This is a genomic window from Streptomyces sp. NBC_00466, from assembly GCF_041433995.1.
GTDB lineage: Bacteria > Actinomycetota > Actinomycetes > Streptomycetales > Streptomycetaceae > Streptomyces.
Genome location: NZ_CP107896.1, coordinates 6,778,220 through 6,803,226, shown reverse-complemented (window position 1 = coordinate 6,803,226; position 25,007 = coordinate 6,778,220). Strand labels below are relative to the sequence as shown.

Sequence of the window (25,007 nt, the reverse complement as noted above, 5' to 3'; positions counted from 1 at the left end):
CGCGGTGCGCACGGGTCAGGAAGGGGCGCCGGTCAGGACTTCCACCTTGCCGGTGTCGAGTGAGTAGTAGGCGCCGACCACGGCAAGGGCGCCCTTCTTCACCAGTGGGGCAAGGTCGTTGTTGGTGCGCAGATCGTTCGCGGTCAACGTGACCTGGGCACGGGCCATGGTCTCGACCGGGTCGGCACCGCCCTGGCGGACCGCCTGACGGTAGGCCGGCTGCAGAGCCCGGACGATCGCCCGCAGGTTGCCCGGCAGCGGTTTGCCTTCATGGAGGGACTTGTACGCCGCCTTGACGGCTCCGCACCGCTGATGGCCGAGGACCACGATGAGCGGGGTGCCGCTCGTCATGGGTCCGTACTCGACGGAACCGGTGACCACCGGCCCGATCGCCTCCCCGCCCGTGCGCATCACGTAGAGGTCACCGAGCCCGGTGTCGAAGAGGAGTTCAGGCGGTACCCGGGAGTCGATGCATGACAGGACCGACCCGAACGGCTCCTGATGCTGGGCCAGGAGCTCGCGCCGGTCCGGATCGCGGTCGGGGTGCTGGAGGTCTCCGCTGACCCAGCGCTTGTTGCCTTGCATCAGTCTCGCGAATGCCGCAGCGGGAGTGGACGGCGGCGCCGTCGGAGTCGGCGTGGCGCCGGCCGCCCCGCTGACGGCGCCGGTCGGCGAGCACCCCGCAAGCGCGACCGTGGCGCTCGCGAGTGCACCAGCGAGAAGAACTCTGCGATCCAGAGATCCTGCTGTGTCCATCGGTTCGTTCCCCTCGGTGCCGTGAGCCGCTGGCCGCCCACACCTGCCCATGCCTTCTGACAAGGGGGATTGTGGGCCGGACGCGGGCGGCTGGGCGGCAGGCACAAGGCGGGGCGGGACACCTTGCCACCTACGGCTCAAGAGACCGGCTCGGACAGCGGGCCGGTGAGCCGGGCGGCTTCGCGTAGCGGCCGTACGGGTGTGAGCGCCGCAGGGCCTCCCGGCCGCAGCACGGACGGGGACGGGCGAAGGCGTTTCCCGCCCCGGCTCACGCTGCCCGCGGGGGCCAGTTCCTGATGGTCTTGGGGCGCGGCGCCGCGTACGTGCGTACCTTCGAGGTGGAGAGGCCGAGGCGGACGAGGGACTCGGCGACGGTCACGGCCGCGGCGACGCCGTCCACGACCGGGACACCCGTGCGCTCGACGACTCGTTCCGTGAGGCCTGCCATGCCGCCGCACCCGAGGCAGATCACCTCGGCCCTGTCGTGTTCGACGGCCTGTGCCGCCTGTTCCACGATGGCCTCGACGGCGGTTTCCTCGTCGCTCTCCAGGTCCAGTACCGCTATTCCGCTGGCCCGCACCGACGCGCAGCGGTCGGAGAGACCGGCGAGCTTGAGCCGGTCCTCGATGAGCGGCACGGTCCGGTCGAGCGTGGTGACGACGGAGTAGCGGTGGCCGAGGAACTGCGCGGTGCTCGCGGCGGCTTCCGTGATGTCGACGACCGGGACATCGAGCAGTTCCTGGAGCCCCTCCCGTCCGTGCTCGCCGTACCCGGCCTGGATGACAGCGTCGAAGCGGTGCGGGTAGCAGCGGACCGCCTCCATCACGGCGACGGCCGCGAGGTAGCTCTCGTAGTTGCCCTCCACGGACTCCGCTCCGAACGGCGGCGTGAGGGGCACGATCTCCGTCCCGGGTGAGGCGACGGCGGCGGCCTGCGCTCCGATGCTGTCGGTCATTGAGGCGGTGGTGTTGACGTTGACGACAAGGATGCGCATTTCTGGACTTTCTCTGCTGGGGCCGGCCGGGGCCGGAGGTGGTGCGAAAGCCGTGCGGAGCGGGTGAAAGGTGGTGGCGGAGTGGTCAGCCGGCGGCGACGGCGATGGCCTCACCGTCGACGTCGCTGACCGGCTTCTTGCGGTCGGCGAGTACCAGGTAGATGACGGCGGCGAGGACCGCGCCGATGAACCAGGAGAACCCGGAGACGGACTTGAAGCCGGGGACCAGCGCGACGACGACGGCGACGGCCGCGGCGGGGGCGAAGGCGGCGATGGCCTTCATATGGAACCCGCGCTGGTAGAAGTAGTCGCCCTGCTGGTCGTCGGTGTAGAGGTCGGGGACGTTCACGCGGGTCTTGCGGACCAGCCAGTAGTCCGCCATGACTACGCCGAAGATGGGGCCGAGCAGAGCTCCGAGGCCGCCGAGGAAGTAGTTGACCACGGCCGGGTTGTCGTAGAGGTTCCACGGCAGGATGACCAGGCCGATGACGGCGCTCACCACGCCGCTGCGGCGGAAGTTGAGCGTGCGCGGGAACAGGTTGACGAGCGCGTAGATGGGCGCCACGAAGTTCGCCATGAGGTTCACCGCGATCGTCAGCGTGATGAACGCGAGTGATGCCGCCGCCATCAGGAATGTGTTGGGGATGGACCGCACGATGTCCTCGGGGCCGGTGATGACCGCGCCGTTCAGCTTGAACTGGGCCCCGCTGAGTACGACCACGATGCCGGCGAAGAAGAGCATGTTGACCGGGATGCCGACGAGGTTGCCGCGCACGATCGCCCGGCGGCTCTTGGCGGAGCGCGTGAAGTCGCAGAAGTTGAGCACGAAGGTGCCGTAGATGACGACCCAGAGGGCGGCGCTCTCGAAGATCTGACGCCACATGTCGAGGCCGGTCGGCGCGTGCCCGGTCGACATGGAGATGGAGCCGTCGGCGCGGACGAACATCCAGATCGCCAGCGCGGACATCGTGATCAGGATCGTCGGTGCCGCGAACGCCATGTACTTGCGGATGAGTTCCATGCCGTAGCTGACGATGACGACTTGAATGACCCACAGGGTCAGGAACGTTGCCCAGCCCAGGGTCGAGAGCCCGAGGACCGAGTTCTTGTCGAGGGAGCGCAGCCCGGGGAGGAGCACCTTGACGAGCGCGCGCAGCACCGACGCCGCCAGGTACGTCTGGATGCCGAACCAGGCGATGGCCACGACACCGCGGACGACGGCCGGGATCTGCGCTCCCTTGATACCGAAGGCGATGCGGCTCATGACGGGGAAGGGGACACCCGTCTTGTTTCCCATGTACCCGGAGAGCGTCAGGAGCAGGAACAGCAGCGCTGACGCGATCGCGAACGAGACCAGGATGTTCCAGACGCTCATCCCCAGGGCGAACAGGCCTATCGCGAAGGCGTAGTTGCCGAGGCTGTGCACGTCGTTGCCCCAGAGGGTGAAGACGTTGTAGGCGCCCCACCTGCGCCCTTCCTTCTTCGTGGGGGCCAGGTCGGGGCTGTACAGCCCGGGGCTCGTCCGGGGTTCCCCGTCGACCGCTGTGGTGGGTGGCGTTTCGTGTACGGCGGCCATGACACTCCCGGCATTTCCGTATTGCGGAACAATATTTCCCTGCTTCGGAAAGGGAGATTACGGGGGGCGGTAGGGGTGGTCAATAGGTGACTGCCCAGAATTTATGCGCCATCGCCGGACGCTCGATCGCACGTCTCCCACACGGTGAAGATTGCGTGAGCAAATTACTTCCACGCGGCGCAGACCCTTCGGCCACCCGTCACCACCTCGCGGGTCCCCAGGCGGGCATTCTGCATACCGATGCGAGCATCACACCTGGCCCACGGGTCTTACCTTTACGTTCAGCCGTGTTTTGGTATACAAAATCTGTATGCCAGTCCCGCCGTCCGCACCTCACACCCCTCATCACCAGCACCCGGATCCCCGGCGCTGGTGGGCGCTCTGCGTCCTCGGTCTGGCCCAGCTGATGATCCTGTTGGACAGCACCATCGTGAACGTGGCCCTGCCGTCCATGCAGACGGAATTGGGCATGGCGGACGGCGACCGCCCGTGGGTGGTCACCTCTTACACGGTGGCGTTCGGGGGGCTGCTCCTGCTCGCCGGCCGCATCGCCGACCACGCGGGGCGCAAGCGCGTCTTCACCTGGGGCCTGGTCGGCTTCGCGGTCGCCTCCGCGGCTGCGGGTGCCGCTCCCACCCCACAGGCCCTGTTCGCCGCCCGTGCCGTGCAGGGCGCCTTCGCCGCACTTCTGGCGGCCTCGGCCCTCGCCCTGGTGGCAACGACCTTCACCGACCCGCGCGAACGCCGGAAGGCCATCGCCGTCTTCGGTGCCCTCGGCGGCGCCGGCGCTTCCCTCGGCGTCGTCCTGGGCGGGCTGCTCACGCAGTGGTTCGGCTGGCGCTGGTGCCTGCTGGTCAACGTACCCATCGCCCTCCTCGCACTGCTCGGCACGGGGTGGACTCCGCCCGATCGCGCCCAGCGCCTCACCGGCCGTATCGACATCGCGGGTGCGGTGCTCGGCTGCGGCGGCCTGACGGCGGTGGTGTACGCGTGCAGCCGGGCGGAGGCCCGGGCGTGGACGTCCCCCGGCGTGCTCGGCGTACTGCTCGCCGGGGCCGCCCTGCTGACGGCGTTCGCCTGGTGGCAGACCCGGGCCGCCGCCCCTCTGCTGCCTCCGCGGCTGATGCGCGACCGCCGCCGCGTCGCCTCCCTGCTGGCCGGTGGCGCGCTGATGGCCGGCCAGCTGTCCGTCTCGCTCTATCTCACGTACTACCTGCAGACCGTCCTGGACTGGTCCGCGCTGGCCAGCGGCCTGGGATTCCTGCCCATCAGCCTCGTCACCACCACGACCGCCACCCAGCTCGGCACGCGCCTCCTGCCCAGGCTCGGCCCGCGCGTGATGATGACGGCCGGTCTGTGCATCTCCGCGTGCGGACTGTTCCAGCTGACGCTCCTGGACCCGGATTCCACGTACGCCGCGAACGTCCTCCCCGCGCTGATCACCTTCAGCGTCGGCATGGGCGGAAGCTTCCTGGCCATCATGACCGGCGCCACATCGGACGTTCCCGCCCAGGACTCCGGCATCGCCTCGGCGACGGTCAACTCCGCACAGCAGATGGGTGGTTCGGTCGGATCGGCCGTCTTCAACACGGTGGCGGCGAGCGCGGCAACGGCCTTCCACGGGAGCAGGCGGGCCGCGACCCTGCACGGCTTCACCTCGGCGATCTGGATCCCCCTCGTCCTGCTCCTGCTGGCAGCCGTCGCGACGGCCACGCTGGCCGGCCGCCGTTCCACTCGCATATATGCGTGCGCAAATACTTCTCCCAGCAATCCAGGAGAATTCAGAAAAGCGCAGCGAAGCGCACATCATGGCGCTTGACGAAGGGATATCAAAGAATCCGGATGGTGTGGTCCGACTCCCCAGCGGATAGCCGGACCACACCATCCGAAAAGAGAAAATGCACCGAAGGGGCTTCGTCCGCTCAGGCGAAGACGATCCCCTCCGGCACGTCGGCCCGGATCTCCGTACCCACCCGGCGCTCCAGCAGGTCGTCGATCCGGTCGAGCGGGCCGATGAGTGCGCGTCCGCCGGCCTTCGCGACCCGTACCGCGGCATCGACCTTCGGCTTCATCGACCCCTCGGCGAAAGCGAGTTCGGAGATCGCTTCCGGGGATGCCGTCAGGATGTCCCGCTGCCCGGGTGTCCCCCAGTTCCCGCTGACGTAGTCGCCGTCCGTGAGCATGACCAGCATGTCCGCCTTGAGTTCGGCGGCGAGGGCCGCGCCGGCGAGATCCTTGTCCACGACGGCCTGCATACCGGTCTGACAGCCCTTGCCGTCGATCTTCACGGGCACACCTCCGCCGCCGACACAGACAACGAGCAGGCCGTTCTCCAGGAGCATGCGCACGAGCGGCGCCTGGACGATGCGCCGAGGGGCGGGGGACGGCACCACGCGCCGGAACGCCGCGCCGTCACGCGCGATCGTCCACCGGTACTCGGCCGCGGCCTCCGCTGCGTCCCGCGCGGAGTACTGGGGACCGATCAGCTTCGTCGGACGCTCGAACGCCGGATCCGTCTCGTCGACCTCGGTGGTCGTGACGACCGCTGCGACCTCGCGCTCGCCGGCGAGAGCGTTGGAGAGCTCCTGCTGGATGACATAGCCGATCATGCCCTGCGTCTCCGCGCCGAGGATGTCCAGCGGGTACACCGCCACGTCCTGGTAGGCCAGATTCTGCAGAGCGAGCAGACCGACCTGCGGTCCGTTCCCGTGAGTGATCACGAGTTCGTGCTGACGGGCGAGGCCGGCGAGCGCCTCGCACGTGGACCTCACATTCGCCCGGAGCCGGTCGGCCGTCATCGGCTCCCCTCGACGGGCCGGCGCGTTGCCTCCGAGAGCCACGACGATGCGCATGGATTCCCTCCACAGACTTGTTCGCGTCCCCATTGTCAAATGGTATACCAGTGAGCGAATGTTGAGGGGAACCCATCACGCCCCATGGGTACGCTGAGGGCGAGGAGAGTGCTGTGTCCTCTGCGTACACCCAAGGGGCTGCGCGCCCGTTCCGGTGACGCCGCGCTGCTGACGCGGCTGCGCGCGCTCCGCGGGCAGGGCGTCGTCGAAAGCGCCTTCCACCGGACTGTCAACGCGCTGGACCCTGGTGACAGGCTCGTCGCCCTCGCCGCCCGGGGCGGCGGTGACGCTCCGCTGACCCTCGCCACGGACGCGGACAACTGGTCGGGCAGGGGCATCTCCGCGGGGCAGGCCGTGGAGTTCGCGCCGGGCGTCGTCGCGGTCCACGCGGTGGGCGGACATCTGCGGATCCGTACGGACAGCGCGAAGGAATGGCATTCCATTCTGCCGTCACTCGCGGTCCTCGGGCCCGGCGACCTCGCAGGCGCCGCCTCCGCGCTCGACCGGCTGGTACAGGCGCACGGCTCACGCGGCGGCATGATCGGGCCGGCCCCCGCCGCGTCCTCGATGGAGTGGGCCGTCACCCAGGCGCTCGCCGACGGGCGTGATGTGCTGGTCAGCGCGATCACGTCCGCGGACGACGCCGGCATACGCCGCGGCATCCTGTCACTCCTCGGGCTCGGCCCGGGACTGACCCCGGCGGGCGACGACTTCCTGACCGCCCCTGCACTGCTGTCCTCGCTCCCCGGCAGCGGACTCGGCCCGTTCGCCCGGTCGCTCCGGGACGTCCTGCGTGAACACCCCGGGCGCACCACGCGGTTGAGCGTCACCACGCTCGACGAGGCCCTCGCGGGACGGGCCCGCGCCTCACTGCTCGACGTCCTGCACGCGCTGGCCCACCCCTCCGCGTGGAGCGAGGCGTGGGAATCCATCCGCACCCCGGTCCGACAGGTGCTGGCCATCGGCCACACGTCCGGCACCGACACCTTGTCCGGTCTCGTGACCGGGCTCCGCCTGGAGAGAGAACTGCGAGGTCCGCTGTGAGCAGCACAGCAGTCGTCAAGAAGAACACCTACTTCGACTCGGTGTCACTGATGTCCATCTCGACCAGGGCGAACCAACTGCCCGGCGTGGAGCAGGCGTTCGTCGCCATAGGCACCGAGATGAACAAGGGCGTGCTGAGCAGCCTCGGCCTCCTCACGGCGGATCTCGACGCCGCGGGCACCGGGGATCTCATGATCGTCGTGGAGGCCGCCGAGGAAGCCGACCAGGTGGCCCTGCTGGCAGAGGTGGAGGCACTCCTCGTACAGAAGGCGCCCGGCGCGAGCAGTACGCACACGGTCACGTACCGGACGCTCGACCGCGCGGCGCGCGCCATCCCGGAGGCCAACCTCGCGATCGTCGCGGTCAACGGCGCGTACGCGGGCCGCGAAGCCCGCAAAGCGCTGGAGAACGGCCTCCATGTGATGGTCTTCAGCGACAACGTCCCGATCGGGGAAGAGGTTCGCCTCAAGCAACTGGCCCACAGAAGGGCCTGTTCATGATGGGGCCCGACTGCGGTAACGCGATCATCAACAATGTCGCGCTGTGCTTCGGGAACGCCCCGCGACCCGGCACCGTCGGTGTCGTCGCGGCGTCCGGCACCGGCGCGCAGGAGGTCAGTGTCCGTATCCACGCGCTGGGCGCGGGCATCTCCCAGCTCATCGGCACGGGTGGCCGCGATCTGAGCGAGGAGGTCGGCGGCATCATGATGGCCGACGGGATCCGGGCGCTTGCCGACGATCCCGGGACCAGCGTGATCGTGCTCGTCTCCAAGCCGCCCGCCGCGGCGGTGCAGGACAAGGTGCTGGCCGGGATCGCGGGCGCGGGCAAGCCCCGTGGTCGTCTACTTCGTCGGCGGTTCCGAGGAGGCCGTGACCGCGGCCGGCGGACACTTCGCAGCGAGCACCCAGGACGCGGCACTTCAGGCCGTCCGCCTCGGGGTCGACCCCCACGCGGCCGTCGAGGAACTGGCCGCCGGGCAGGTGGACGAGGTCTGCGCCCGTCTCGCACCCGGACAGCGTTACGTGCGCGGCCTGTTCTGCGGCGGAACCCTGTGCGACGAGTCGATGTACGCGCTCCTCGAAGTCAGTGACAACGTGTGGAGCAACATTCAGAAGGACCCCGGGCGCCGTCTGACGGCCGGCAGTCCCAGCGTCGGGCACACCTTCCTCGACTTCGGCGACGACGACTTCACCAACGGCCGCCCGCACCCGATGATCGACCCGTCGCTGCGCCTGGAGCGCCTGGTCCAAGAGGCGGAGGACCCCGAAGCCGCCGTCATCGTCATGGACTTCGTACTGGGCTTCGGCGCCCACGAGGACCCGGTCGGGGTCACGCTCCCCGCCATCGCGCAGGCTCGGAAGACCGCATCCGACGCGGGCCGCCATCTGGAGATCGTGGGCTACGTCCTGGGCACCGACCTCGACACCCCGGCCCTCGCCGAGCAGGTCGCGGCCCTGGAGGCCGCCGGAGTCACCGTCACCCGCAGCAGCACCGAGACGGGCCGCTTCGCCCGTGAGACCGCCCGGAAGGCACACCGCGCATGAGCACCAGGGCCAGCAGCCTCTTCACCAGCGACCTCAGCGTCATCAACGTCGGACTGGCCATGTTCGACCGGGACATCACCGCCCAGGGCGCACAGGTCACGACCCTCGACTGGACTCCGCCCGGCAGCGGCAGCCCCGGGGTTCTCCCGGCACTCGACGCGCTGGAGGACCCGCGCGTCGCCGAGCGGACCGATGCGGCCAATGCCGAGGCCGTCGCCCGTATCGTCGGAGCCCGCCCGATGCTGACCGGCTTCGGCCGGGCCATCGACGTGGTGCCCGGGATGACCCCGACGACGATCCTGCACGCCGGTCCGCCGATCAGCTGGGACCGGATGGCGGGTGCCATGAAGGGGGCTGTCACCGGCGCCCTCGTGTTCGAGGGACTGGCACGCGACCTCGACGAGGCCGAACGGCTCGCGGCCTCCGGCGAGATCACCTTCTCGCCCTGCCACGAGCACGCCTGCGTCGGTTCGATGGCCGGTGTCACGTCCGCGTCGATGCACATGCACATCGTCCACAACGAGACCCATGGCAACACCGCCTTCACGAACCTCTCCGAGCAGATGGCGAAGATCCTCCGCATGGGGGCGAACGACGAGAGCGTCATCGAGCGCCTGGTCTGGATGCGGGACGTCCTCGGCCCCATGCTCAAGGAAGCCATGGAGATCGGCGGCCCTGTCGACCTGCGCCTCCTGCTCTCCCAGGCGCTGCAAGTAGGCGACGAGTGCCACAACCGCAACATCGCGGGCACCCTGCTCCTCACGCAGGCGCTGACTCCGTCCCTGCTGCAGACAGGCTTCACCACCGGGCAGAAGAAGGACGTCTTCGACTTCATCGCCGGTTCGGACTACTTCTCCGGGCCCACCTGGCTCGCCGTGGCCAAGGCCGCCCTGGACGCCGCTCACGGCATCGAGGGTTCGACGATCGTGACCACGATGGCCCGCAACGGCGTCGAATTCGGCCTCCGGGTCAGCGGCCTGCCCGGGAACCAGTGGCTCACGGGCCCGGCCCAGCCGGTCATCGGGCCGATGGCTGCCGGAGCGGCGGCCGGCGGGCTCGTGCACTGGTACGCGCCGCAGTTCTCCGACGCGGTCACCGGCCTGGCCGCCGGCCTGATCGCGTATGCCGTACTGGAGAGCTTGCCGGTACGGGAGAGCCTGCCGGTACGGGGCCGCGGTGAGTGATGGCGGACGCGGGCCCGGCGGTGCACGCCGCCGCGTGTGTCTACTGCTCCGGGGTGCGCTCGCGGTGCGCGGCGGCTTCGCTGCGTCCCGTCGCCAGGTGCTTGAGGGCCAGCTCCTCGACGCGCGGCACGTCCCGGGCCTCGATCGCCTCGTACAGCTCCTCGTGCTCCTTGGCGACGCCGGCGATGTCGTCGTGCTGGCCGAGCAGCCAGCGCATCCGGCTGCTCAGGGTGCGGCCGAGCTCGTTCAGCAGCTCGTTGTCGGCCAGAGCTGTCACCGTCTCGTGGAAGTCGGCCGCGGCCCGCCGCGCCGGCACGGCCTCGCCCCTGGCCGCCGCTCTCAGCTCGGCGTCCAGGTCCGCCCTCAGCCGCGCGAGTCCCGCGCGGGTGCGCCGCTGGGCGGCGAGCCGGAAGGCCAGCGTCTCCAGGGCGGCCTTGACCTCGTCGAGGTCCTCGACGTCGGAGGCGGTGAACTCACGTACCACCGCCCAGCTCCGCGGGCGCGGAGTGACAAGCCCCTCGTTCACCAGGTCCTTGAGGGCGTCACGCACGGGCAGGCGGCTCACGCCCAGCTCGGCCGCCAGCTCCCGCTCCACGAGCTTGCTGCCCGGCGCCCGCACACCGTCGAGAATCTGATCGCGCAGCGTGCGCGTGACCCGCTCCGACTCGGGTTCAAAAGTGTCATCCCCTGCCATGACCCTATTCTCGCACTGCGTCGCAGGTCGTCCGGCCACTGGTCGGCGTTGACGCTGTCGCGCAGGGCGTCGCTCATTCCCCTGCGCGCTGCCCCGACCGCACGCCATAAGGTTCCGCCCCCGTGCGAGACTCGTGGGCATGGCAGGTTCTGGGGAGTTCGAGCCGGAGTCGGAGCGGGTTACACGGCAGCTCCGGGACGACATTCTCGACGGTGTGCGCAAGCCCGGCAGCAAGCTCGTCGAGCGCGAGCTGGCGGCGCAGATAGGGGTGAGCCGCGTACCCGTTCGCGACGCCCTGCGCGTGCTGGTCGCCGAGGGTCTGGTCACTCCGCGACCGCGGACATGGGCGGTCGTAAGGGAGTTCACGCCTACGGACATCGCGGATGTGAACGAGGTCCGCGAGGCTCTGGAGGTCATGACGTTCCGTCTCGCCGCTCAGCGGGGTGACCGCGACGGCATCGAGCGGCTCCGCTCGAACCTCGACGAGGAACTCGCGGCCGCCCGGTCGGGTGACGCGGTGCGTGCCCGCCGCGCGGCGGCGGACTTCCACGAGACCGTGACGTCGATGGCGGCCAACGAATTGCTGACCGAACTCGAAGGCACGTTGCGCAGCCGGATGCGCTGGCTGTTCGGGCGGCACGACGACCTCCTGGCGATGGCACTGGAGCACGAGGCCCTCTACGCCGCTGTCGCGGAGCGCGATGTCGCACGTGTCGAGGAACTCGTGGTCCAGCACCTGGAGAGCAGCCGCCGCGCCATCGCCGACAAGCGCCGCTGACCGCAGCTCCACGCCGGGCTCAGTGGCCGGCCGGTACGCTCCGGCACTTCCGGGACCGGGCCGTCGGCACCGACCGCGCGATCCCGAGGGGCCCGCCGTCGGTGCCGACCGCGGGCCCAGGGCCGGATCAGCCTCGTACGAGGGCCAGTTGGTCGGCGACGACCACTCCGTCGTGCAGGACGGTGCGGTCCGTGGAGCGGTCCATCACCGTGCTGGTCGGTGTCTCGCCGTCGACCAGCAGCAGGTCGGCACGGTCGCCGACCGCGAGACCGGGCCGGTCGGCGATCCCGGCCGGGCGCGCGACGTCGTGGCTCATGATCGAGGCGCCGCCGATCGTCGCGACCGCCAGGGACATCTCGATCAGCTCGTCACGGCGGAAGTTGTTGGTGAAAGCCAGCTGCCAGGTGCGGTCAAGCAGGTCGCAGTTGCCGTACGGGCTCCAGTAGTCACGCTGGCCGTCCTCGCCCAGGCCCACGCGTACACCGGCCTCCACCAGGTCCACCAGCGACAGCTGTCCGCGCGCCGACGGCGCCACGGTGGCCATCGCGATGTCCAGTTCGGCGAAGTCGTGGATGATGCGGCGGCTCACCGACTCGGACACGGAGCCCAGTTCATAGGCATGGGACATCGTGACCTTGCCCTGCATGCCGAGTGCCCGGGTGCGCTCAAGGATCAGATCGGTGGAGAACACGCCCAGCTCCCCGGGCTCGTGCAGGTGGATGTCCACCTCGACCTGGTACTTCTCGGCGAGCCCGAAGACGACGTCCAGGTGGCCCTTGGGATCCCGGTCCAGGGTGCACGGATCGATGCCGCCCATCACCTCGGCGCCCGCTTTCAGCGAGGCCTCCAGGTAGTCGACGGTGCCCTTCTCACGGAGGATGCCGGCCTGCGGGAACGTCATGATCTGAACGTCGGCCTGACCGGCGAACTTCTCCTTAGCGGCCACCACCGCCTCGAACTTCTCAAGCTTGCAGTCCACGTCGACCTGGGCGTACGACCGCACGCGGGTGGTGCCGCGGGCGATCATCCGCTCCAGCGTGCCGGCGACGCGCTCCACGAGCGGGACCTCCGCCGAGCGCCAGTTCTCCCGGTCGTTCATCGTCATCGTCCACACTCCCGGGCCGCCGGTGTGGGGCCGGAACGGCAGGCCGATCCGGGTCGAGTCCAGGTGCACGTGCACGTCACTGAACGACGGCAGCAGCAGCCGGCCACGGCCCTCCACCACTTCGCCGGACGGCTGCGCGGCCGGGTCGTGCGGGCGGACGGCTGCGATGCGGTCGCCGGACAGGACGACGTCGCTGCGCTCGCCACCCCACGGACGGACGTCACGGATCAGCACTGTTGTCACCTTTCTGCTCTGCGTTGTTCTGCTCTGTTGCGCGGTACTGCTGGTCAGGTGGATTCGGCTCGGGCTAGGGCCAGTGTCTCGGCGGTGACGTCGGTGTGGTGGCAGGCGATGTCGCCACCCGGCACGCTGTCGGTACACAACTGGCGGCGCTGCGGCTCCAGTTTCGTATGCACGGGGCACCGGGACCGGAACACGCAGCCGCGCGGCGGGTCGGCGGGGCTGGGCAGATCGCCCTTCAGCCGGATCCGCCCGCTCCGGTCCGCCGTCGGGTCGGGCTGCGGTACGGCGGACAGCAGTGCCCGCGTATAGGGATGTTCCGGAGCACCGAAAACCCTCGTGGTGTCGCCGTGTTCCGTGATCTTTCCGAGGTACATCACGGCGATGCGGTCGGCGAAGTGCTGGACCACGGACAGGTCGTGGGCGATGAAGAGGTAGGCCACCCCGGTGTCCCGCTGGATGTCCTCAAGGAGGTTGATGACCTGCGCCTGCACCGACACGTCGAGTGCGGACACCGGTTCGTCGCAGATGATCAGCTGCGGGTCCAGGGCGAGCGCCCGGGCGATGCCGACGCGCTGCTTCTGGCCGCCGGAGAACTCGTGCGGGAAACGGTTGTAGTGGTCGGGGCGCAGCCCCACCCGGTCCATCAGGTCCCGCACCCGGGCCTTGACCCCGTCGGCCGGTGTGATCCGCTGGGCGAGGAGCGGTGCGGCGATCGCGCTGCCGACGGTCTGCCGGGGGTTGAGCGAGGACGAGGGGTTCTGGAACACCATCTGCACCCGGCGCCGGTATTCCTGCAGTTCGGACCGGCTCAGTTCGGCGATCTCACGGCCGTCGAGCCGGATGCTCCCGGACGTCGGATCGAGGAGGCGCATGAGCAGGCGGCCGGTGGTCGACTTGCCGCAGCCGGACTCCCCCACCAGGCCGAGGGTCTGTCCGGCATCGACCGAGAAGCTGACGCCGTTCACGGCTTTGACCGCGCCGCCGCCGGGCCTGAAGCCACGGGAGCGGACCGGGAAGTGCTTGGTCAGGTCGGTGACCTCCAGCAGCGGCGTCATCGGGTCACCTCTCCGGTCGGTTGCAGCGTCTCCAGGTGGCACCGCGACGGGTGCCCGTCGAGGCCGGTCAGTGTCGGGCGGCGCGTTCCGCAGGCACCGTCGGGCACCAGGTGTGTCTGGGGGCAGCGGTCGGCGAAGAGGCAGCCGTCGGGCAGCGCCAGCAGCGAGGGCGGGAAGCCCGGGATGGGGCTGAGCCGCTCGGACCGGCCGGCCAGCGACGGCATCGAAGCCAGCAGCCCCTGGGTGTAGGGGTGTCGCGGGTCCTTGAACAGGTTCGCGACGGTCGCCCGCTCCACACACTCCCCGCCGTACATCACCACGACCTGGTGACACACCTCGGCGACCACACCGAGGTCGTGGGTCACCAGGATCACCGAGGTCCCCGTCTCGTTCTGCAACTCGTTGAGCAGGTCGAGGATCTGGGCCTGCACGGTGACGTCGAGGGCGGTGGTGGGTTCGTCGGCGATCAGCAGCTCGGGTTCACAGACGAGCGCCATGGCGATCATCGCGCGCTGGCGCATACCGCCGGAGAACTCGTGCGGATAGGCCGAGTACCGGCGCTTCGGGCCGGGGATCCCCACGCGGCCGAGCATGTCGACGGCGACCTGTGCCGCGGCCTTCCTGGACACGGCGTTGTGCACCCGGTAGGCCTCGGCGATCTGGGCGCCGACGGGGTAGAAGGGGTGCATGGCCGACAACGGGTCCTGGAAGATCATCGCGATCTTCTTGCCGCGGTAGGCGCGCATCTGCGTCTCGGTGAGCGTGTTGAGATCCTGTCCGTCGAGAAGGATCTGTCCGGTGACGTCGGCAGTGGTGTCCTTGAGCAGGCCCATGAGCGCCTGACTCGTGACGGTCTTGCCGGAGCCGGATTCGCCGACGATTCCGACGGTTTCCCCGCGCGCCAGGGTCAGGTCCATCCCGTTGACCGCGTGGACCACGCCGTCGTCGGTCGGGAAGCTCACCCGCAGGTCGCGGATGGCCAGCATGGGCGCGGCTTCGGGCGTGGTCATCAGGCGACCCTCACTCGCGGGTCGATCACCGCGTAGGCGATATCGACCAGGACGTTGGCGACAATGATGAAGAACGCGGCCATCATGGTGATGGCCATGGTGACCGGCAGGTCTCCGGCCTGCGCGGCGTGCACAGCGGTGAATCCGACGCCCGGCACCGAGAAGATCTGCTCGGTGAGCACGGCGCCGCCCAGGAGGCCGCCAATGTCGAGGCCGAGCATGGTGACCACCGGAGTGAGGCCGGCCCGCGCGCCGTGCTTGAACACGATGTGCCGCCTGGACAGTCCCTTCGCGCGGGCGGTGCGCATGAAGTCCTCGCCCAGGGTCTCCAGCATGTTGCTGCGGGTGACCCGGATGTACTGCGCGCTGAACAGCACGGCCAGCGCCACCCACGGCAGCAGGTAGTTCAGGATCCAGCCGCCGGGACCGGCCGCGTCGAACGGCGTGGCGATCTCGTTGGTGGTGAACGGCAGCAGGTTCAGCGTGCTGACGAACAGGAGCAGCAGCAACAGGCCCGTCACCGGGATGGGGAGTGATACGCCGACGGAGGCGCCGCCGACGATCAGCTTGTCGGCGAACCGGCCCTTGCGGAGCGCCGCGAGCAGGCCGAGGCCGACACCGGCGATGGTCCACAGCACGATCGCACCGCTGGCCACCGACAGGGTGTACGGCAGGGCCCGGCCGATGATCGTGGTGACGTCCTCGTTGGTCTGGAACGACTTGCCGAGGCAGGGCCAGTCGCACAGCGTCCCGGCGCCGGGTGCGCCGACCGTGTGGCTGCTCACCAGCCCCGACATATACGTGAAGTACTGGGTGAGGAAGGGCTTGTCCATCCCGAGCGCGACCCGGGCCTCGGCGATGCGCTGCGGAGTGCACTCCTGGCCGCAGGCCGCCGCGGCCGGGTCCGCAGGACCGAGCTGGAACAGCGTGAACGTCACGAAGCTGATGACAAACAAGAGCACGATCATCGCGACGAAGCGCCGCATCAGGAATCTGGTCATGGGTGCGACCTGCCGGCTCGGGATGAACTCACCGTTCAATTACCTCTCTTGTGCAGCGGGCGAGCGGGCGTCAGCGCTCGGCGCCGACGGTCGACAGGTCTATGGCGCCGAAGAAGTAGCCCATCTGAGCGCCTCGGACCTTGGAGCCGACCACGCTGCTGGTGTAGCTGCGCACCAGCGGGACCAGCGGGTAGCTCTGCATGGTCCGGTCGAACAGGGTGGCCCACTTCCTGCCCAGTTCCTCGCTGGTCCCGTTGGTGCCGCGCAGCTTGTACATGGCGCGGGAGATCTCCGGGTCGTGGAAGCGGGGGATGTTGGAGAAGCCGTAGGTCTTGCCGTCCAGGCTCGGCCCCACGTTCGGGTCGACGGTGGTACGGACCGAACCGCTGTCCGCGCCGCCGCACCAGCCGCTGCGGGCGATGTCCGGCATCTGGTCACCGGCCAGCACCGTGTAGTAGTTGGCGGCCGGGATCGGGCGCAGTTGCAGGTCGATGCCGAGCTTCTTGAAGTTCTGCTGGAGCACGGTGCCGACGTTCTTGTACCGGGCGTTGGCGTCCGCGTAGCCGTACACCAGCTTCTTGGGGACCTTCTTGCCCTTCAGTAGCTTCCTGGCCTCGGTCAGCTTCGGCTTGCCCGCCGGGTCCAGGTCGGTGTGCTGGGTGACGTAGCCGCGCTGGGCCGGGTTGATGTACGACTGGGCCACCATGCCGAAGCGTGCGCCGCCGTACTGGACCTGGATGGCGCCGCGGTCGATGGAGAGTGCCATCGCCTTGCGGACGTCGGGGTCCTCGATGGTCTCGGTGTTGAAGTCGAGCACGTCCGTGCAGCCCAGCAGACCGGCCGCGGTGCGCGTCCTGACCTTCGGGTCGTTGAGCTCGGCGGCGTCGGAGGCCTGCAGTCCGCCGTTGCTGTCCAGTGTGATCGCGGTCGGGTCCGAGTCGGCGAGCAGCTGCTGGCTGATGGTGGCCTGGGCCGTGGACAGTGTGAAGGTGAACGTGTCCGGCAGGGCGGGCCTGTTGGGGTCGGTGGCCGGGTCCCACTGGTCGTTGCGGACCAGCTTCATCGAGCGTCCGCGGTCGTACGACTTGATCTTGTACGGGCCGGAGGAGACCGGGTGGTTGGTGTAGTCGAGCCTGGTGTCGTCGGCCTTCGGCACCGGCGCCGTGTTCGAACGGGACACCAGCGCGGGGAACTCGGCGAACGGCTGCTTGAGGTGGAAGACGACGGTGTGGTCGTCCGGTGTGTCGATCCCCTTGAAGTCGCCGCCGGCGTACGGGCCCTTGTAACTGTCGTCGGCCAGGGCCGAGTTCAGCTCCTGCGGCGCCTGGGTGTAGACGTCGCGGGCGTAGGTGCGCTCGACGCCGTACTTGACGGCCTTGCTGGTGACCGGTGTGCCGTCCTCGAACTTCAGCCCCTTCTTGAGGGTGTAGGTCCAGGTGAGGCCGTCGGTGGAGGCCTTTCCCAGGTCGGTGGCCAGATCCGGCACGATGGTCGGCGGCCGGCCGGCGGTCTCCTTGGCCATGGTCAGGGTGCGGTAGTACAGCTGCCCCACGTCGGCGGTCTGTACGTAGTTGCTGTTGCCCGGGTCCAGAGTCTGGAAGTCCGACGACATCAGGACGTTGATGTTCCCGCCCTTGGTGCTGTAGCCCTTCCCGACCGTCACCGGCGCGTAGGCGTCCGCCCTGGCGGCGGTCCTGTCACCGGGTGTGGGCTTGGGGCCGCCGCAGGCGGTGAGGGCCAGCCCGGCACTCACCGTCAGGGCGAGCGCCGCCTTGGTGCTTCGATTCACTGCGTCTCCTTGCGGACGGGAAGGGGTTGGCGCACGTCAGGGGCCGATCCGAGGCGGATCAAAGGATCCGAGGCGGGTCAAAGGACCGTGGAGGGTCAACGGGCCGTGGTGGGCCAAGGGGCAAAGGGGCAAAGGTGGCTGGATCAGCTTCGGGAGGACTTGGGGTCGAGGGCGTCCCGGACCGCGTCGCCGAGCAGGTTGAAGGCGAGCACGGTGATCACCAGTGCGCCGGCCGGGACGGCCAGGAACCACGGGTCGGAGAGGTACCAGTTCCCCGACTGGGCCGCGTTGAGCATCTGGCCCCAGGACGGTGTGGGGTCCTTGACGCCGACGCCGAGGAAGGAGAGGGCCGCTTCCGCGGTGATGTTGGTGGGGATCATCATGGTCGCGTAGACCAGCACGACCCCCATCACGTTCGGGATGATCTGCCGGAAGATGATGCTCCGGTGGGAGGCGCCGTAGGCCTGTGCGGCCTCGACGAACTCCTGCCGGCGGATCGAGAGCACCTGGCCGCGCACCACTCTCGCCAGATATGCCCAGCCGAAGAAGCCAAGGATGATCACCAGTGACGCGATCGGCACCAGGCTTCCCGAGTCGAGGCTCGTGCCACGCAGCCGGGACTGCATGATCGGGGTCAGCGACAGCACGAGCAGCAGGTGCGGGAAGGCCAGGAACAGGTCCATCACACGGCTGATCACCATGTCGACCTTGCCGCCGAAGTATCCGGCGGCCGCGCCGAGCACCGTACCGAGTACCACCGACACCACTGTGGACAGCAGCGCGATGGTCAGGGAGATCCTCGCCCCGTAGGCCAGGCGGGCAAAGATGTCGCGCCCGAGCCCCGGTTCGAGACCCAGCCAGTGCTCGCCGGACGGGAAGCGGTAGTACGACAGCGGCAGGCCCGGCGTGTCGAAGTTATCCAGGAAGTCGGGCCCGGTCCTGGCAGTGAACGGGTCGGAGCCCTCGATGGCCACCAACACCGGTGCCAGTACGGCGAACAGCACCATCAGGGCGGCCCCGGACTCCGGTGAAGGCAGGGTGGCCACCTGCCCGTCGGAGGGCTCCGGCGCGCCGGCGCGGCGCGTCCGACTTGGCGACTCATGGGTATCCGGCACGTCGGTCCTTCGGTGCTCGGGGGTGCGGGTGGCCGGAACGGTATACCAAGAATCACGGTTTCCACCAGAGCGATCCGCGATCCGGTCAGCGCCGCCCCGCAGACCGTAAATCAGTCTTACTTCCCTAGTCATCGGCAGGTTATGGTCAGGCGAAGCGTGGTGCGAGCCCGGCGCCGGTGACGCGTCCGCACCGCGCCGCAGCCACCCGTACTCGGGACCCTGGTGGCTGATTCTCCTACTTGGTGTACCAAATCTGAGAGGGCTGCCGATGAAGACCCTGGTGACCGCTTCCTGGGTGATCGCCCATGACGGACGCTCGCACGTGGAGATCCCGGACGGTGCCGTGCTGACCGACGGCGACACGATCGTCGACGTGGGTGCGCGCGCCGAACTCGACCACCATCAGGCCGACGAGCGCATCGACCTCGGTGACGCGGTGATCACCCCCGGCCTCATCGACCTGGACGCCCTCACCGACATCGACCACCTGATCCTGGACTCCTGGGCGTCCCCGGATCTGTCCTCGGGCTTCACCTGGTCGACGGAGTACTTCGCGGCGCCCCGCGCGGTGTTCGACGACGCACAACGGCGCACGGTGCGCGAGTACGCACTGACCCAGCTCGCCCTGCACGGCGTCACCAGCTATATGCCGATCGCCTCCGAGGTGCACAGCGACTGGGCCGAGACGTACGAGGACTCCGTGGCGATGGCCGAGGTGTCCGCCAAGCTGGGTCTGCGTGCCTTCCTCGGGCCGTCGTTCCGGTCCGGGGTCAACGTGATCGGCGCGGGCGGCAGGCGCACGGTCGCGTTCGACGAGGAGGCGGGCCGGCGCGGCCTGGCGGACGCGCTGCGCTTCCTGGACCACAGCACGCGGCTCGCCGACCCGCTGGTGACCGGGGTACTGCTCCCCTGCCGGATCGAGACACTCACCCCCGGCCTCCTCCGCGACGTGGCCGAGGCGGCACACGAACGCGGCGTGCTGGTACGCCTCCATGCCCTGCAAGGGATGTCCGAACGCGACTTCATCCAGCACACCTACAGGCGTACACCGCTCCAACTCATCGCCGAATCGGGACTGTTGTCGGACCGACTGATCGTCCCGCACGGCGTGGTACTGGACGTACACCCGGAAGTGCTCGGTAACGACACCGGGGATGTCGCGGTGCTGGCCGGCGCGGGTGTGTCGATCGTGCACTGCCCGCTGACCAACGCCCGGTACGCCCACAACCTCCACACGTTCGGCGGCTACCGGGCGCAGGGGGTGAACCTGTGTCTCGGCACTGACTCCTTCCCGCCGGACCTGATCCGGGGAATCGACGTGGGCACCCAGGTCGCCAAGATCCAGGCCGGCGACCTGGGTCGGAGCCATCTCGCCGGCTACTTCGAAGCACTGTGGACAGGCGGCGCGACCGCACTGCACCGGCCGGACCTCGGCCGCCTTGCCGCCGGGGCCACCGCCGATCTCGCGGCGTTCGCCCTGGACGACTTCTGCATGGGCGTCACCGAGGATCCGCTGCGCACGCTCGTACTCAACGGCTCCGCGCGCGACGCCGTCCTGACGATGGTCGCGGGCAGGGTGGTGATGCGCGACGGCTCGATCCCCGGGGTCGACCTCCCCGCCCTGAGGCGAGCGGGGCAGCAACTGTTCGACGTGATGAGGGCGGCGTACCCGGAGCGCGACCACCGCCACCGCACGGCGGACGAACTCTTCCCACCGGTGTTTCCGCGGAGGTAGGCCGCTGCCTGGCGCCCGCCTGGCCCTGCTCACCGCGGCCACCCATCCCGGCGAACACAGCACCGAACAGGTCCGGGGCACCGCTCGCCAAGTCCGGAGCGGCCGTCATAAAGTCAGCATTCGGTCGGCACCAGCTTCGCCGAAACCCGCCGATCGCCGCCGCGAACCGCCCGTATCAATAGCTGCTGAAACCTCCTTGAACAGGGAAGATACAGCTCACAGGCCTACCTGCTTGCGCGACTGGAGGACACTATGAGAATGCTGATCAATGTCCCGGAAACCGTGGTAGCGGACGCCCTGCGCGGAATGGCCGCCGCGCATCCGGAGCTGTCCGTCGATGTCGAGAACCGCGTGATCGTACGGGGCGACGCACCCGTGGCGGGGAAGGTCGCGCTGGTCTCGGGCGGCGGGTCGGGGCACGAGCCGCTGCACGGCGGGTTCGTCGGGCGCGGGATGCTCTCCGCCGCCTGTCCCGGCGAGGTGTTCACGTCGCCGGTGCCCGATCAGATGGTGCGGGCAGCGGCAGCCGTCGACAGCGGTGAAGGCGTGCTGTTCATCGTGAAGAACTACACGGGTGACGTGCTCAACTTCGACATGGCGGCGGAGCTCGCGGAGGACGAGGGCGTACGGGTCGCCAAGGTGCTGGTCAACGATGACGTGGCGGTGAGCGACAGCACGTTCACGGCCGGCCGGCGCGGCACGGGGGCCACCCTCTTCGTGGAGAAGCTGGCGGGGGCCGCGGCCGACGAGGGCGCGCCGCTGGAGCGGGTCGAGGCCATCGCCCGGAAGGTATGTGCCGGTGCGCGGTCCTTCGGGGTCGCCCTGAGCGCCTGCAGTACGCCGGCCAAGGGCGGCCCCACTTTCGATCTTCCCTCCGGTCAGCTGGAGTTGGGTGTCGGGATCCACGGCGAGCCGGGGCGGGAGCGGCGCGCGATGATGACCTCGCGGGAGATCGCGGACTACGCGGTGAACGCCGTCCTGGAGGACCTGCGGCCGGAGCTTCCGGTACTCGCCCTGGTGAACGGCGCCGGGGCGACTCCCCTGCTGGAGCTGTACGGCTTCAATGCCGAGGTGCAGCGGGTACTGGCCGAGCGTGGCGTGACCGTCGCCCGTACCCTCGTGGGCAACTATGTGACCTCACTCGACATGGCAGGCTGCTCGGTGACGCTCTGCCAGGTGGACGAGGAGCTGCTGCGGTTGTGGGACGCGCCGGTCAGTACGGCCGCGCTGCGCTGGGGCTGCTGACCGTCCCGTGTACCGACTCATCAAGGAGGACCTGTGCTCGACGCCGAATTCTTCCGCCGCTGGATGGCCGGTACGGCCGCGGCCGTCGACAGGGAGGCGGACCGGCTGACCGAACTGGACTCGGCCATCGGCGACGCCGACCACGGCAGCAACCTGCGGCGCGGGTTCGCCGCCGTGCGGGACGCGCTGGAGAAGGAGGCCCCGCAGACCCCGGGCGCGGTCCTCACACTGGCCGGGCGGCAGCTCATCTCCACCGTCGGCGGGGCGTCCGGACCGCTGTACGGGACGCTGCTGCGCCGTACCGGCAAGTCGCTGGGCGACTCCCCTTCCGTGGACCGGGAGCAGCTGTCCGCCGCACTGAAGGCGGGGACGGAGGCGGTGGGCCGGCTCGGTGGCGCCGCCGCGGGCGACAAGACGATGCTGGACGCGCTGCTGCCCGCTGCCGACGCGCTCGGGGAGTCCTTCACCGCGGCGGCGAAGGCCGCGGATGCCGGGGCGGTCGCGACCGTACCGATGCTGGCGCGCAAGGGCCGGGCGAGCTATCTCGGTGAGCGCAGCATCGGCCACCAGGATCCGGGGGCGACATCGTCGGCGCTGCTGTTCGGCGCCCTGGCGGAGGCTGCCGCATGAGCGCGCTGGTGGGGATCGTCCTGGTGTCCCACAGCGCGCCGGTCGCGGCGGCCGTGGCCGAACTGGCGACCGGGCTGGCGGGCGGGGCTACGACCGCTCCGGTCGCCGCAGCGGGCGGAACCCCGGACGGCGGCCTCGGTACCAGTTCGGAGCTGATCTCGGCGGCAGCCGCGGCGGTGGACCGGGGTGCCGGTGTGGCGGTCCTCGTCGATCTCGGCAGCGCGGTGCTGACCGTGAAGGCGCTGCTGGCCGAGGGCGATGAACTCCCGGACAACACAAGGCTGGTGGACGCGCCGTTCCTGGAGGGTTCGGTGGCGGCCATGGTCACCGCTTCGGCCGGGGGCGACCTGGACGCGGTGGAGGCCGCGGCCGTGGAGGCGTACGACTACCGCAAGGTGTGAGGGCCTCCGCTGTTGTCCCGCGGCGCCCGGCGCGTACACGACCGGGCTGATCCCGCAGGTCAACGGCGGTGCCCTGCTGGGCCGGCAGCCAGGAGGCTCCGGACGGGAAACCGCCCGTACACAGAACTGCCGGCGCTCACACGGAGGCGCCGGCAGTCGTGGTGGATCAGTTCTGGCTGCTGCGACGCTTGCGCGCGGCGAACATGATGCCGCCACCGGCGAGGATCACCACGGCAGCCGCACCCGCGATGAGCGGCGTGGAGCTGGAGGAACCGGTCTCGGCCAGGTCCGACGGCGCGCTCGAGCTCGGCGACGGCGCGGGGGCCGCGGCTGCCGGGCTACTGGGCGCGGAGCTCGGGGCCTTGCTCGGGACGGGGGGCGCGGAGCTCGGGGCCGCCGTCGGGGGCTGCGTGACGGGCGGCGGCGAGGCGGGCGGCGGCGTGGCGCAGACGGGCGCCGTCTTCGTCTCGTCCCTGGAGAACTGGTCCCCGTCGCCGGCCTTCACGACCAGGTGCACGGTGAGCGGCTTGGTGTGCTCACCCAGCGGCAGCGTCCTGTTGACCGCCGAGCCGAACTTCTCCGTGGGAAGGATGTCCTTCCCGTCCACGCTGACGGTCACGGTGTTGGTGACGCCAGGGTTGTACGCCGTCAGGTCAAGGGTGACCTCGGAGCACGAAACGCTCCACGTCGGAGTGTGCGCCTGAGCCGGGACAGCACACAGACCGACGCCGACCACACTCGCCGCTGCGGCTATGAAGGCCCCCCGGAGCCGCCACGATCTATTGGAAACGGTCACAAAATCCTCCACACATGCTGCGCCGCCCGTTTGGCGGTGCGCGCGCAGGGTATCGCCCTCGTGCCACCTGTCACACAGGCGCCCCGTGCTTCACTCCGGTAACCAACCACCGGGGATCACCGGGCAGTTGGCATACGGGGTACCGACCTCTGTCACCCCGGTGAATTCCAGGTCAGGTCCGGACCAGTCGTCAAACCCCTCCAGTACGCGTTCCTTTCAGTTGTCGAACACACAACTCGGACACATATCCCTTTTCATTTCCATGCGTTCAGGCATGAATTCACCTTTACCCGGAGTGGTACATACCAAGACCTTGACAGCGGGTTGGTTCACTTCTTAAATCTCGAAGTGAACCGCGCACCCCCCACCCCGGCCGCCACGCTCCCCCGGGCGGCCTCGCTGCGCATGTCTGTCATATCCATGTCATACATGCCTTCAGTGCACCTGATCCGTGCACCGGAAGGAGAACCATGGCCTCCACACGCCTGGCCCGGCGGCTCCTCGTCGCCACCGCGTCAGCCCTGCTCCTCGCCCCGGTCGTCGCGTCCACCGCGAGCGCCGACAACCCCTCCGCCGCCGGCCGTCCGGCAGTGGCGGCCGGCGGAACCTTCTCCGACACCTTCGACGGTCCGGCGGGCTCCGCCGTCGACGGCAGCAAGTGGCAGACGGAGACCGGCGACAACGTCGACAACCACGAACGCGAGTACTACACACCGGGCAACGCCAACGCCGCGCTCGACGGCCAGGGCCATCTGGTCATCACGGCGCGCAAGGAGAACCCGAACAACTACCAGTGCTGGTACGGCTCGTGCGAGTACACATCGGCGCGGCTGAACACCTCGGGCAAGTTCTCGGCCGCGTACGGCCATGTAGAGGCCCGGATGAAGATCCCCAAGGGGCAGGGCATGTGGCCCGCCTTCTGGATGCTGGGCGACGACATCGGACAGGTCGGCTGGCCCAACTCCGGTGAGATCGACGTCATGGAGAACGTCGGCTTCGAACCGTCGACCGTCCATGGCACGATCCACGGCCCGGGCTACTCCGGCTCCGCCGGCATCGGCGCCCCCTATTCGCTCCCGGGCGGCCAGGCGTTCTCCGACGGCTTCCACACCTTCGCCGTCGACTGGGCGCCCGACTCCATCACCTGGTCCGTGGACGGCAACGTGTACCAGACCCGTACGCCCGCCGATGTGGGCGGGAACCAGTGGGTGTTCAACAAACCCTTCTTCCTGATCCTCAACCTGGCCGTCGGCGGATACTGGCCGGGCGACCCGGACGGCAGCACCGCCTTCCCGCAGCAGCTGGTCGTCGACGAGGTGCAGGTCACCACCAGCAACACCGCACCAGCGGCCGGGACGGCCCGCCGGCACTGAGAGACCACCGCGCTGAGACCACAGCACCGGGACACCGCAGGGGCGGATCCGCGACCGCGCGGGTCCGCCCCTGAGCAGTTCGTCCGC

22 protein-coding genes and 2 pseudogenes are annotated in these 25,007 nt (G+C 69.4%); 12 read left to right on the top strand and 12 right to left on the bottom strand.

Annotated elements, in window-relative coordinates; translation table 11 throughout:
* Positions 1 to 15: 15 nt before the first annotated feature.
* The 3 genes from OG210_RS30540 to OG210_RS30530 all read right to left on the bottom strand — a co-directional run bounded on the left by OG210_RS30540 (position 16) and on the right by OG210_RS30530 (position 3,326).
* A complete protein-coding gene (locus OG210_RS30540) occupies positions 16 to 585 on the bottom strand; it encodes a carbonic anhydrase (RefSeq protein ID WP_328323701.1) in 570 nt (189 codons plus the stop codon).
* 439 nt (positions 586 to 1,024) lie between these two features.
* Positions 1,025 to 1,750 carry an aspartate/glutamate racemase family protein gene (locus tag OG210_RS30535; RefSeq protein ID WP_328323703.1) on the bottom strand — a complete coding sequence of 242 codons (726 nt, stop codon included), beginning with the start codon at positions 1,748 to 1,750 and terminating at the stop codon, positions 1,025 to 1,027.
* An 85-nt stretch (positions 1,751 to 1,835) separates the two neighbouring features.
* A complete protein-coding gene (locus tag OG210_RS30530; RefSeq protein WP_328323705.1) occupies positions 1,836 to 3,326 on the bottom strand; it encodes an NCS1 family nucleobase:cation symporter-1 in 1,491 nt (496 codons plus the stop codon).
* A gap of 310 nt (positions 3,327 to 3,636) precedes the next feature.
* Between OG210_RS30530 and OG210_RS30525 the strand changes: the two genes are divergently transcribed.
* Positions 3,637 to 5,145 (top strand): MFS transporter, encoded by a 1,509-nt coding sequence (locus OG210_RS30525; protein WP_328323707.1) that lies wholly within the window; start codon positions 3,637 to 3,639, stop codon positions 5,143 to 5,145.
* 103 nt (positions 5,146 to 5,248) lie between these two features.
* On the opposite strand, the gene OG210_RS30520 is transcribed toward OG210_RS30525, so the two are convergent.
* A complete protein-coding gene (locus OG210_RS30520; RefSeq protein ID WP_328323709.1) occupies positions 5,249 to 6,178 on the bottom strand; it encodes a carbamate kinase in 930 nt (309 codons plus the stop codon).
* A gap of 108 nt (positions 6,179 to 6,286) precedes the next feature.
* Here OG210_RS30520 and OG210_RS30515 point away from each other — a divergent pair, with 108 nt between their 5' ends.
* The 5 genes and pseudogenes from OG210_RS30515 (at position 6,287) to OG210_RS30495 (ending at position 9,950) form a co-directional block, all read left to right on the top strand.
* Entirely contained in the window at positions 6,287 to 7,222 is a 936-nt protein-coding gene (locus tag OG210_RS30515; protein ID WP_328323710.1) for a DUF2877 domain-containing protein, read from the top strand.
* Positions 7,219 to 7,722, top strand: coding sequence for a hypothetical protein (locus OG210_RS30510; RefSeq protein WP_371539760.1), 504 nt, complete (start codon positions 7,219 to 7,221; stop codon positions 7,720 to 7,722). Before OG210_RS30515 ends, OG210_RS30510 begins: the two co-directional genes overlap by 4 nt.
* A pseudogene (locus OG210_RS30505) lies at positions 7,719 to 7,979 on the top strand (FdrA family protein); the annotation flags it as partial. The gene OG210_RS30510 and the pseudogene OG210_RS30505, both read left to right, overlap by 4 nt.
* Positions 7,980 to 8,055: 76 nt before the next feature.
* Complete coding sequence (locus OG210_RS30500; RefSeq protein ID WP_371539758.1) at positions 8,056 to 8,766, top strand: hypothetical protein; 711 nt, start codon at positions 8,056 to 8,058, stop codon at positions 8,764 to 8,766.
* The gene (locus OG210_RS30495) at positions 8,763 to 9,950 is read left to right on the top strand and encodes a DUF1116 domain-containing protein (protein ID WP_328323714.1); all 1,188 of its coding nucleotides are present in this window, start codon (positions 8,763 to 8,765) and stop codon (positions 9,948 to 9,950) included. The genes OG210_RS30500 and OG210_RS30495 overlap by 4 nt, the downstream gene beginning before the upstream one ends.
* Before the next feature lie 40 nt (positions 9,951 to 9,990).
* On the opposite strand, the gene OG210_RS30490 is transcribed toward OG210_RS30495, so the two are convergent.
* Positions 9,991 to 10,644, bottom strand: coding sequence for a GntR family transcriptional regulator (locus OG210_RS30490; protein WP_328323716.1), 654 nt, complete (start codon positions 10,642 to 10,644; stop codon positions 9,991 to 9,993).
* A 139-nt stretch (positions 10,645 to 10,783) separates the two neighbouring features.
* Between OG210_RS30490 and OG210_RS30485 the strand changes: the two genes are divergently transcribed.
* Positions 10,784 to 11,422, top strand: a complete 639-nt coding sequence (locus OG210_RS30485; protein WP_371539756.1) for a GntR family transcriptional regulator — start codon at positions 10,784 to 10,786, stop codon at positions 11,420 to 11,422.
* A 127-nt stretch (positions 11,423 to 11,549) separates the two neighbouring features.
* Here the strand turns inward: OG210_RS30485 and OG210_RS30480 are convergent, their stop codons facing one another.
* The 6 genes from OG210_RS30480 to OG210_RS30455 all read right to left on the bottom strand — a co-directional run bounded on the left by OG210_RS30480 (position 11,550) and on the right by OG210_RS30455 (position 18,671).
* Complete coding sequence (locus OG210_RS30480) at positions 11,550 to 12,761, bottom strand: amidohydrolase family protein (protein WP_328323720.1); 1,212 nt, start codon at positions 12,759 to 12,761, stop codon at positions 11,550 to 11,552.
* A 53-nt stretch (positions 12,762 to 12,814) separates the two neighbouring features.
* Positions 12,815 to 13,825, bottom strand: a complete 1,011-nt coding sequence (locus tag OG210_RS30475) for an ABC transporter ATP-binding protein (RefSeq protein WP_371539753.1) — start codon at positions 13,823 to 13,825, stop codon at positions 12,815 to 12,817.
* Positions 13,822 to 14,835 (bottom strand): ABC transporter ATP-binding protein, encoded by a 1,014-nt coding sequence (locus tag OG210_RS30470; RefSeq protein WP_328323724.1) that lies wholly within the window; start codon positions 14,833 to 14,835, stop codon positions 13,822 to 13,824. Before OG210_RS30470 ends, OG210_RS30475 begins: the two co-directional genes overlap by 4 nt.
* Positions 14,835 to 15,836 (bottom strand): ABC transporter permease, encoded by a 1,002-nt coding sequence (locus OG210_RS30465; protein WP_328323726.1) that lies wholly within the window; start codon positions 15,834 to 15,836, stop codon positions 14,835 to 14,837. Before OG210_RS30465 ends, OG210_RS30470 begins: the two co-directional genes overlap by 1 nt.
* A gap of 70 nt (positions 15,837 to 15,906) precedes the next feature.
* The gene (locus tag OG210_RS30460; protein WP_328323728.1) at positions 15,907 to 17,625 is read right to left on the bottom strand and encodes an ABC transporter substrate-binding protein; all 1,719 of its coding nucleotides are present in this window, start codon (positions 17,623 to 17,625) and stop codon (positions 15,907 to 15,909) included.
* 143 nt (positions 17,626 to 17,768) lie between these two features.
* On the bottom strand, positions 17,769 to 18,671 hold the full coding sequence (locus tag OG210_RS30455) for an ABC transporter permease (protein ID WP_371539748.1): 903 nt from the start codon (positions 18,669 to 18,671) through the stop codon (positions 17,769 to 17,771).
* Positions 18,672 to 19,008: 337 nt separating this feature from the next.
* On the opposite strand from OG210_RS30455, the gene OG210_RS30450 reads away from it, so the two are divergent.
* The 4 genes from OG210_RS30450 (at position 19,009) to OG210_RS30435 (ending at position 22,751) form a co-directional block, all read left to right on the top strand.
* A complete protein-coding gene (locus tag OG210_RS30450) occupies positions 19,009 to 20,475 on the top strand; it encodes a chlorohydrolase family protein (RefSeq protein WP_371539746.1) in 1,467 nt (488 codons plus the stop codon).
* 252 nt (positions 20,476 to 20,727) lie between these two features.
* Positions 20,728 to 21,720 (top strand): dihydroxyacetone kinase subunit DhaK, encoded by a 993-nt coding sequence (gene dhaK / locus OG210_RS30445; protein ID WP_371539742.1) that lies wholly within the window; start codon positions 20,728 to 20,730, stop codon positions 21,718 to 21,720.
* Positions 21,721 to 21,753: 33 nt separating this feature from the next.
* Positions 21,754 to 22,350 carry a dihydroxyacetone kinase subunit DhaL gene (dhaL, locus tag OG210_RS30440; protein WP_328323736.1) on the top strand — a complete coding sequence of 199 codons (597 nt, stop codon included), beginning with the start codon at positions 21,754 to 21,756 and terminating at the stop codon, positions 22,348 to 22,350.
* Positions 22,347 to 22,751, top strand: coding sequence for a PTS fructose transporter subunit IIA (locus OG210_RS30435; protein WP_328323738.1), 405 nt, complete (start codon positions 22,347 to 22,349; stop codon positions 22,749 to 22,751). Before dhaL ends, OG210_RS30435 begins: the two co-directional genes overlap by 4 nt.
* A 166-nt stretch (positions 22,752 to 22,917) precedes the next feature.
* On the opposite strand, the gene OG210_RS30430 is transcribed toward OG210_RS30435, so the two are convergent.
* Positions 22,918 to 23,547, bottom strand: a complete 630-nt coding sequence (locus OG210_RS30430) for an LAETG motif-containing sortase-dependent surface protein (protein WP_328323740.1) — start codon at positions 23,545 to 23,547, stop codon at positions 22,918 to 22,920.
* 470 nt (positions 23,548 to 24,017) lie between these two features.
* On the opposite strand from OG210_RS30430, the pseudogene OG210_RS30425 reads away from it, so the two are divergent.
* Positions 24,018 to 24,911: pseudogene (locus tag OG210_RS30425) on the top strand (family 16 glycosylhydrolase); the annotation flags it as partial.
* Positions 24,912 to 25,007 lie beyond the last annotated feature (96 nt).

Coding starts and splice junctions, on each gene's coding strand:
- dhaK (WP_371539742.1), top strand. CDS start 20,728: ATGAGAATGCTGATCAATGTCCCGGAAACCGTGGTAGCGGACGCCCTG.
- OG210_RS30465 (WP_328323726.1), bottom strand. CDS start 15,836: ATGACCAGATTCCTGATGCGGCGCTTCGTCGCGATGATCGTGCTCTTG.
- OG210_RS30490 (WP_328323716.1), bottom strand. CDS start 10,644: ATGGCAGGGGATGACACTTTTGAACCCGAGTCGGAGCGGGTCACGCGC.
- OG210_RS30475 (WP_371539753.1), bottom strand. CDS start 13,825: ATGACGCCGCTGCTGGAGGTCACCGACCTGACCAAGCACTTCCCGGTC.
- OG210_RS30525 (WP_328323707.1), top strand. CDS start 3,637: ATGCCAGTCCCGCCGTCCGCACCTCACACCCCTCATCACCAGCACCCG.
- OG210_RS30470 (WP_328323724.1), bottom strand. CDS start 14,835: ATGACCACGCCCGAAGCCGCGCCCATGCTGGCCATCCGCGACCTGCGG.
- OG210_RS30530 (WP_328323705.1), bottom strand. CDS start 3,326: ATGGCCGCCGTACACGAAACGCCACCCACCACAGCGGTCGACGGGGAA.
- OG210_RS30495 (WP_328323714.1), top strand. CDS start 8,763: ATGAGCACCAGGGCCAGCAGCCTCTTCACCAGCGACCTCAGCGTCATC.
- OG210_RS30520 (WP_328323709.1), bottom strand. CDS start 6,178: ATGCGCATCGTCGTGGCTCTCGGAGGCAACGCGCCGGCCCGTCGAGGG.
- OG210_RS30535 (WP_328323703.1), bottom strand. CDS start 1,750: ATGCGCATCCTTGTCGTCAACGTCAACACCACCGCCTCAATGACCGAC.
- OG210_RS30540 (WP_328323701.1), bottom strand. CDS start 585: ATGCAAGGCAACAAGCGCTGGGTCAGCGGAGACCTCCAGCACCCCGAC.
- OG210_RS30485 (WP_371539756.1), top strand. CDS start 10,784: ATGGCAGGTTCTGGGGAGTTCGAGCCGGAGTCGGAGCGGGTTACACGG.
- OG210_RS30435 (WP_328323738.1), top strand. CDS start 22,347: ATGAGCGCGCTGGTGGGGATCGTCCTGGTGTCCCACAGCGCGCCGGTC.
- OG210_RS30450 (WP_371539746.1), top strand. CDS start 19,009: ATGAAGACCCTGGTGACCGCTTCCTGGGTGATCGCCCATGACGGACGC.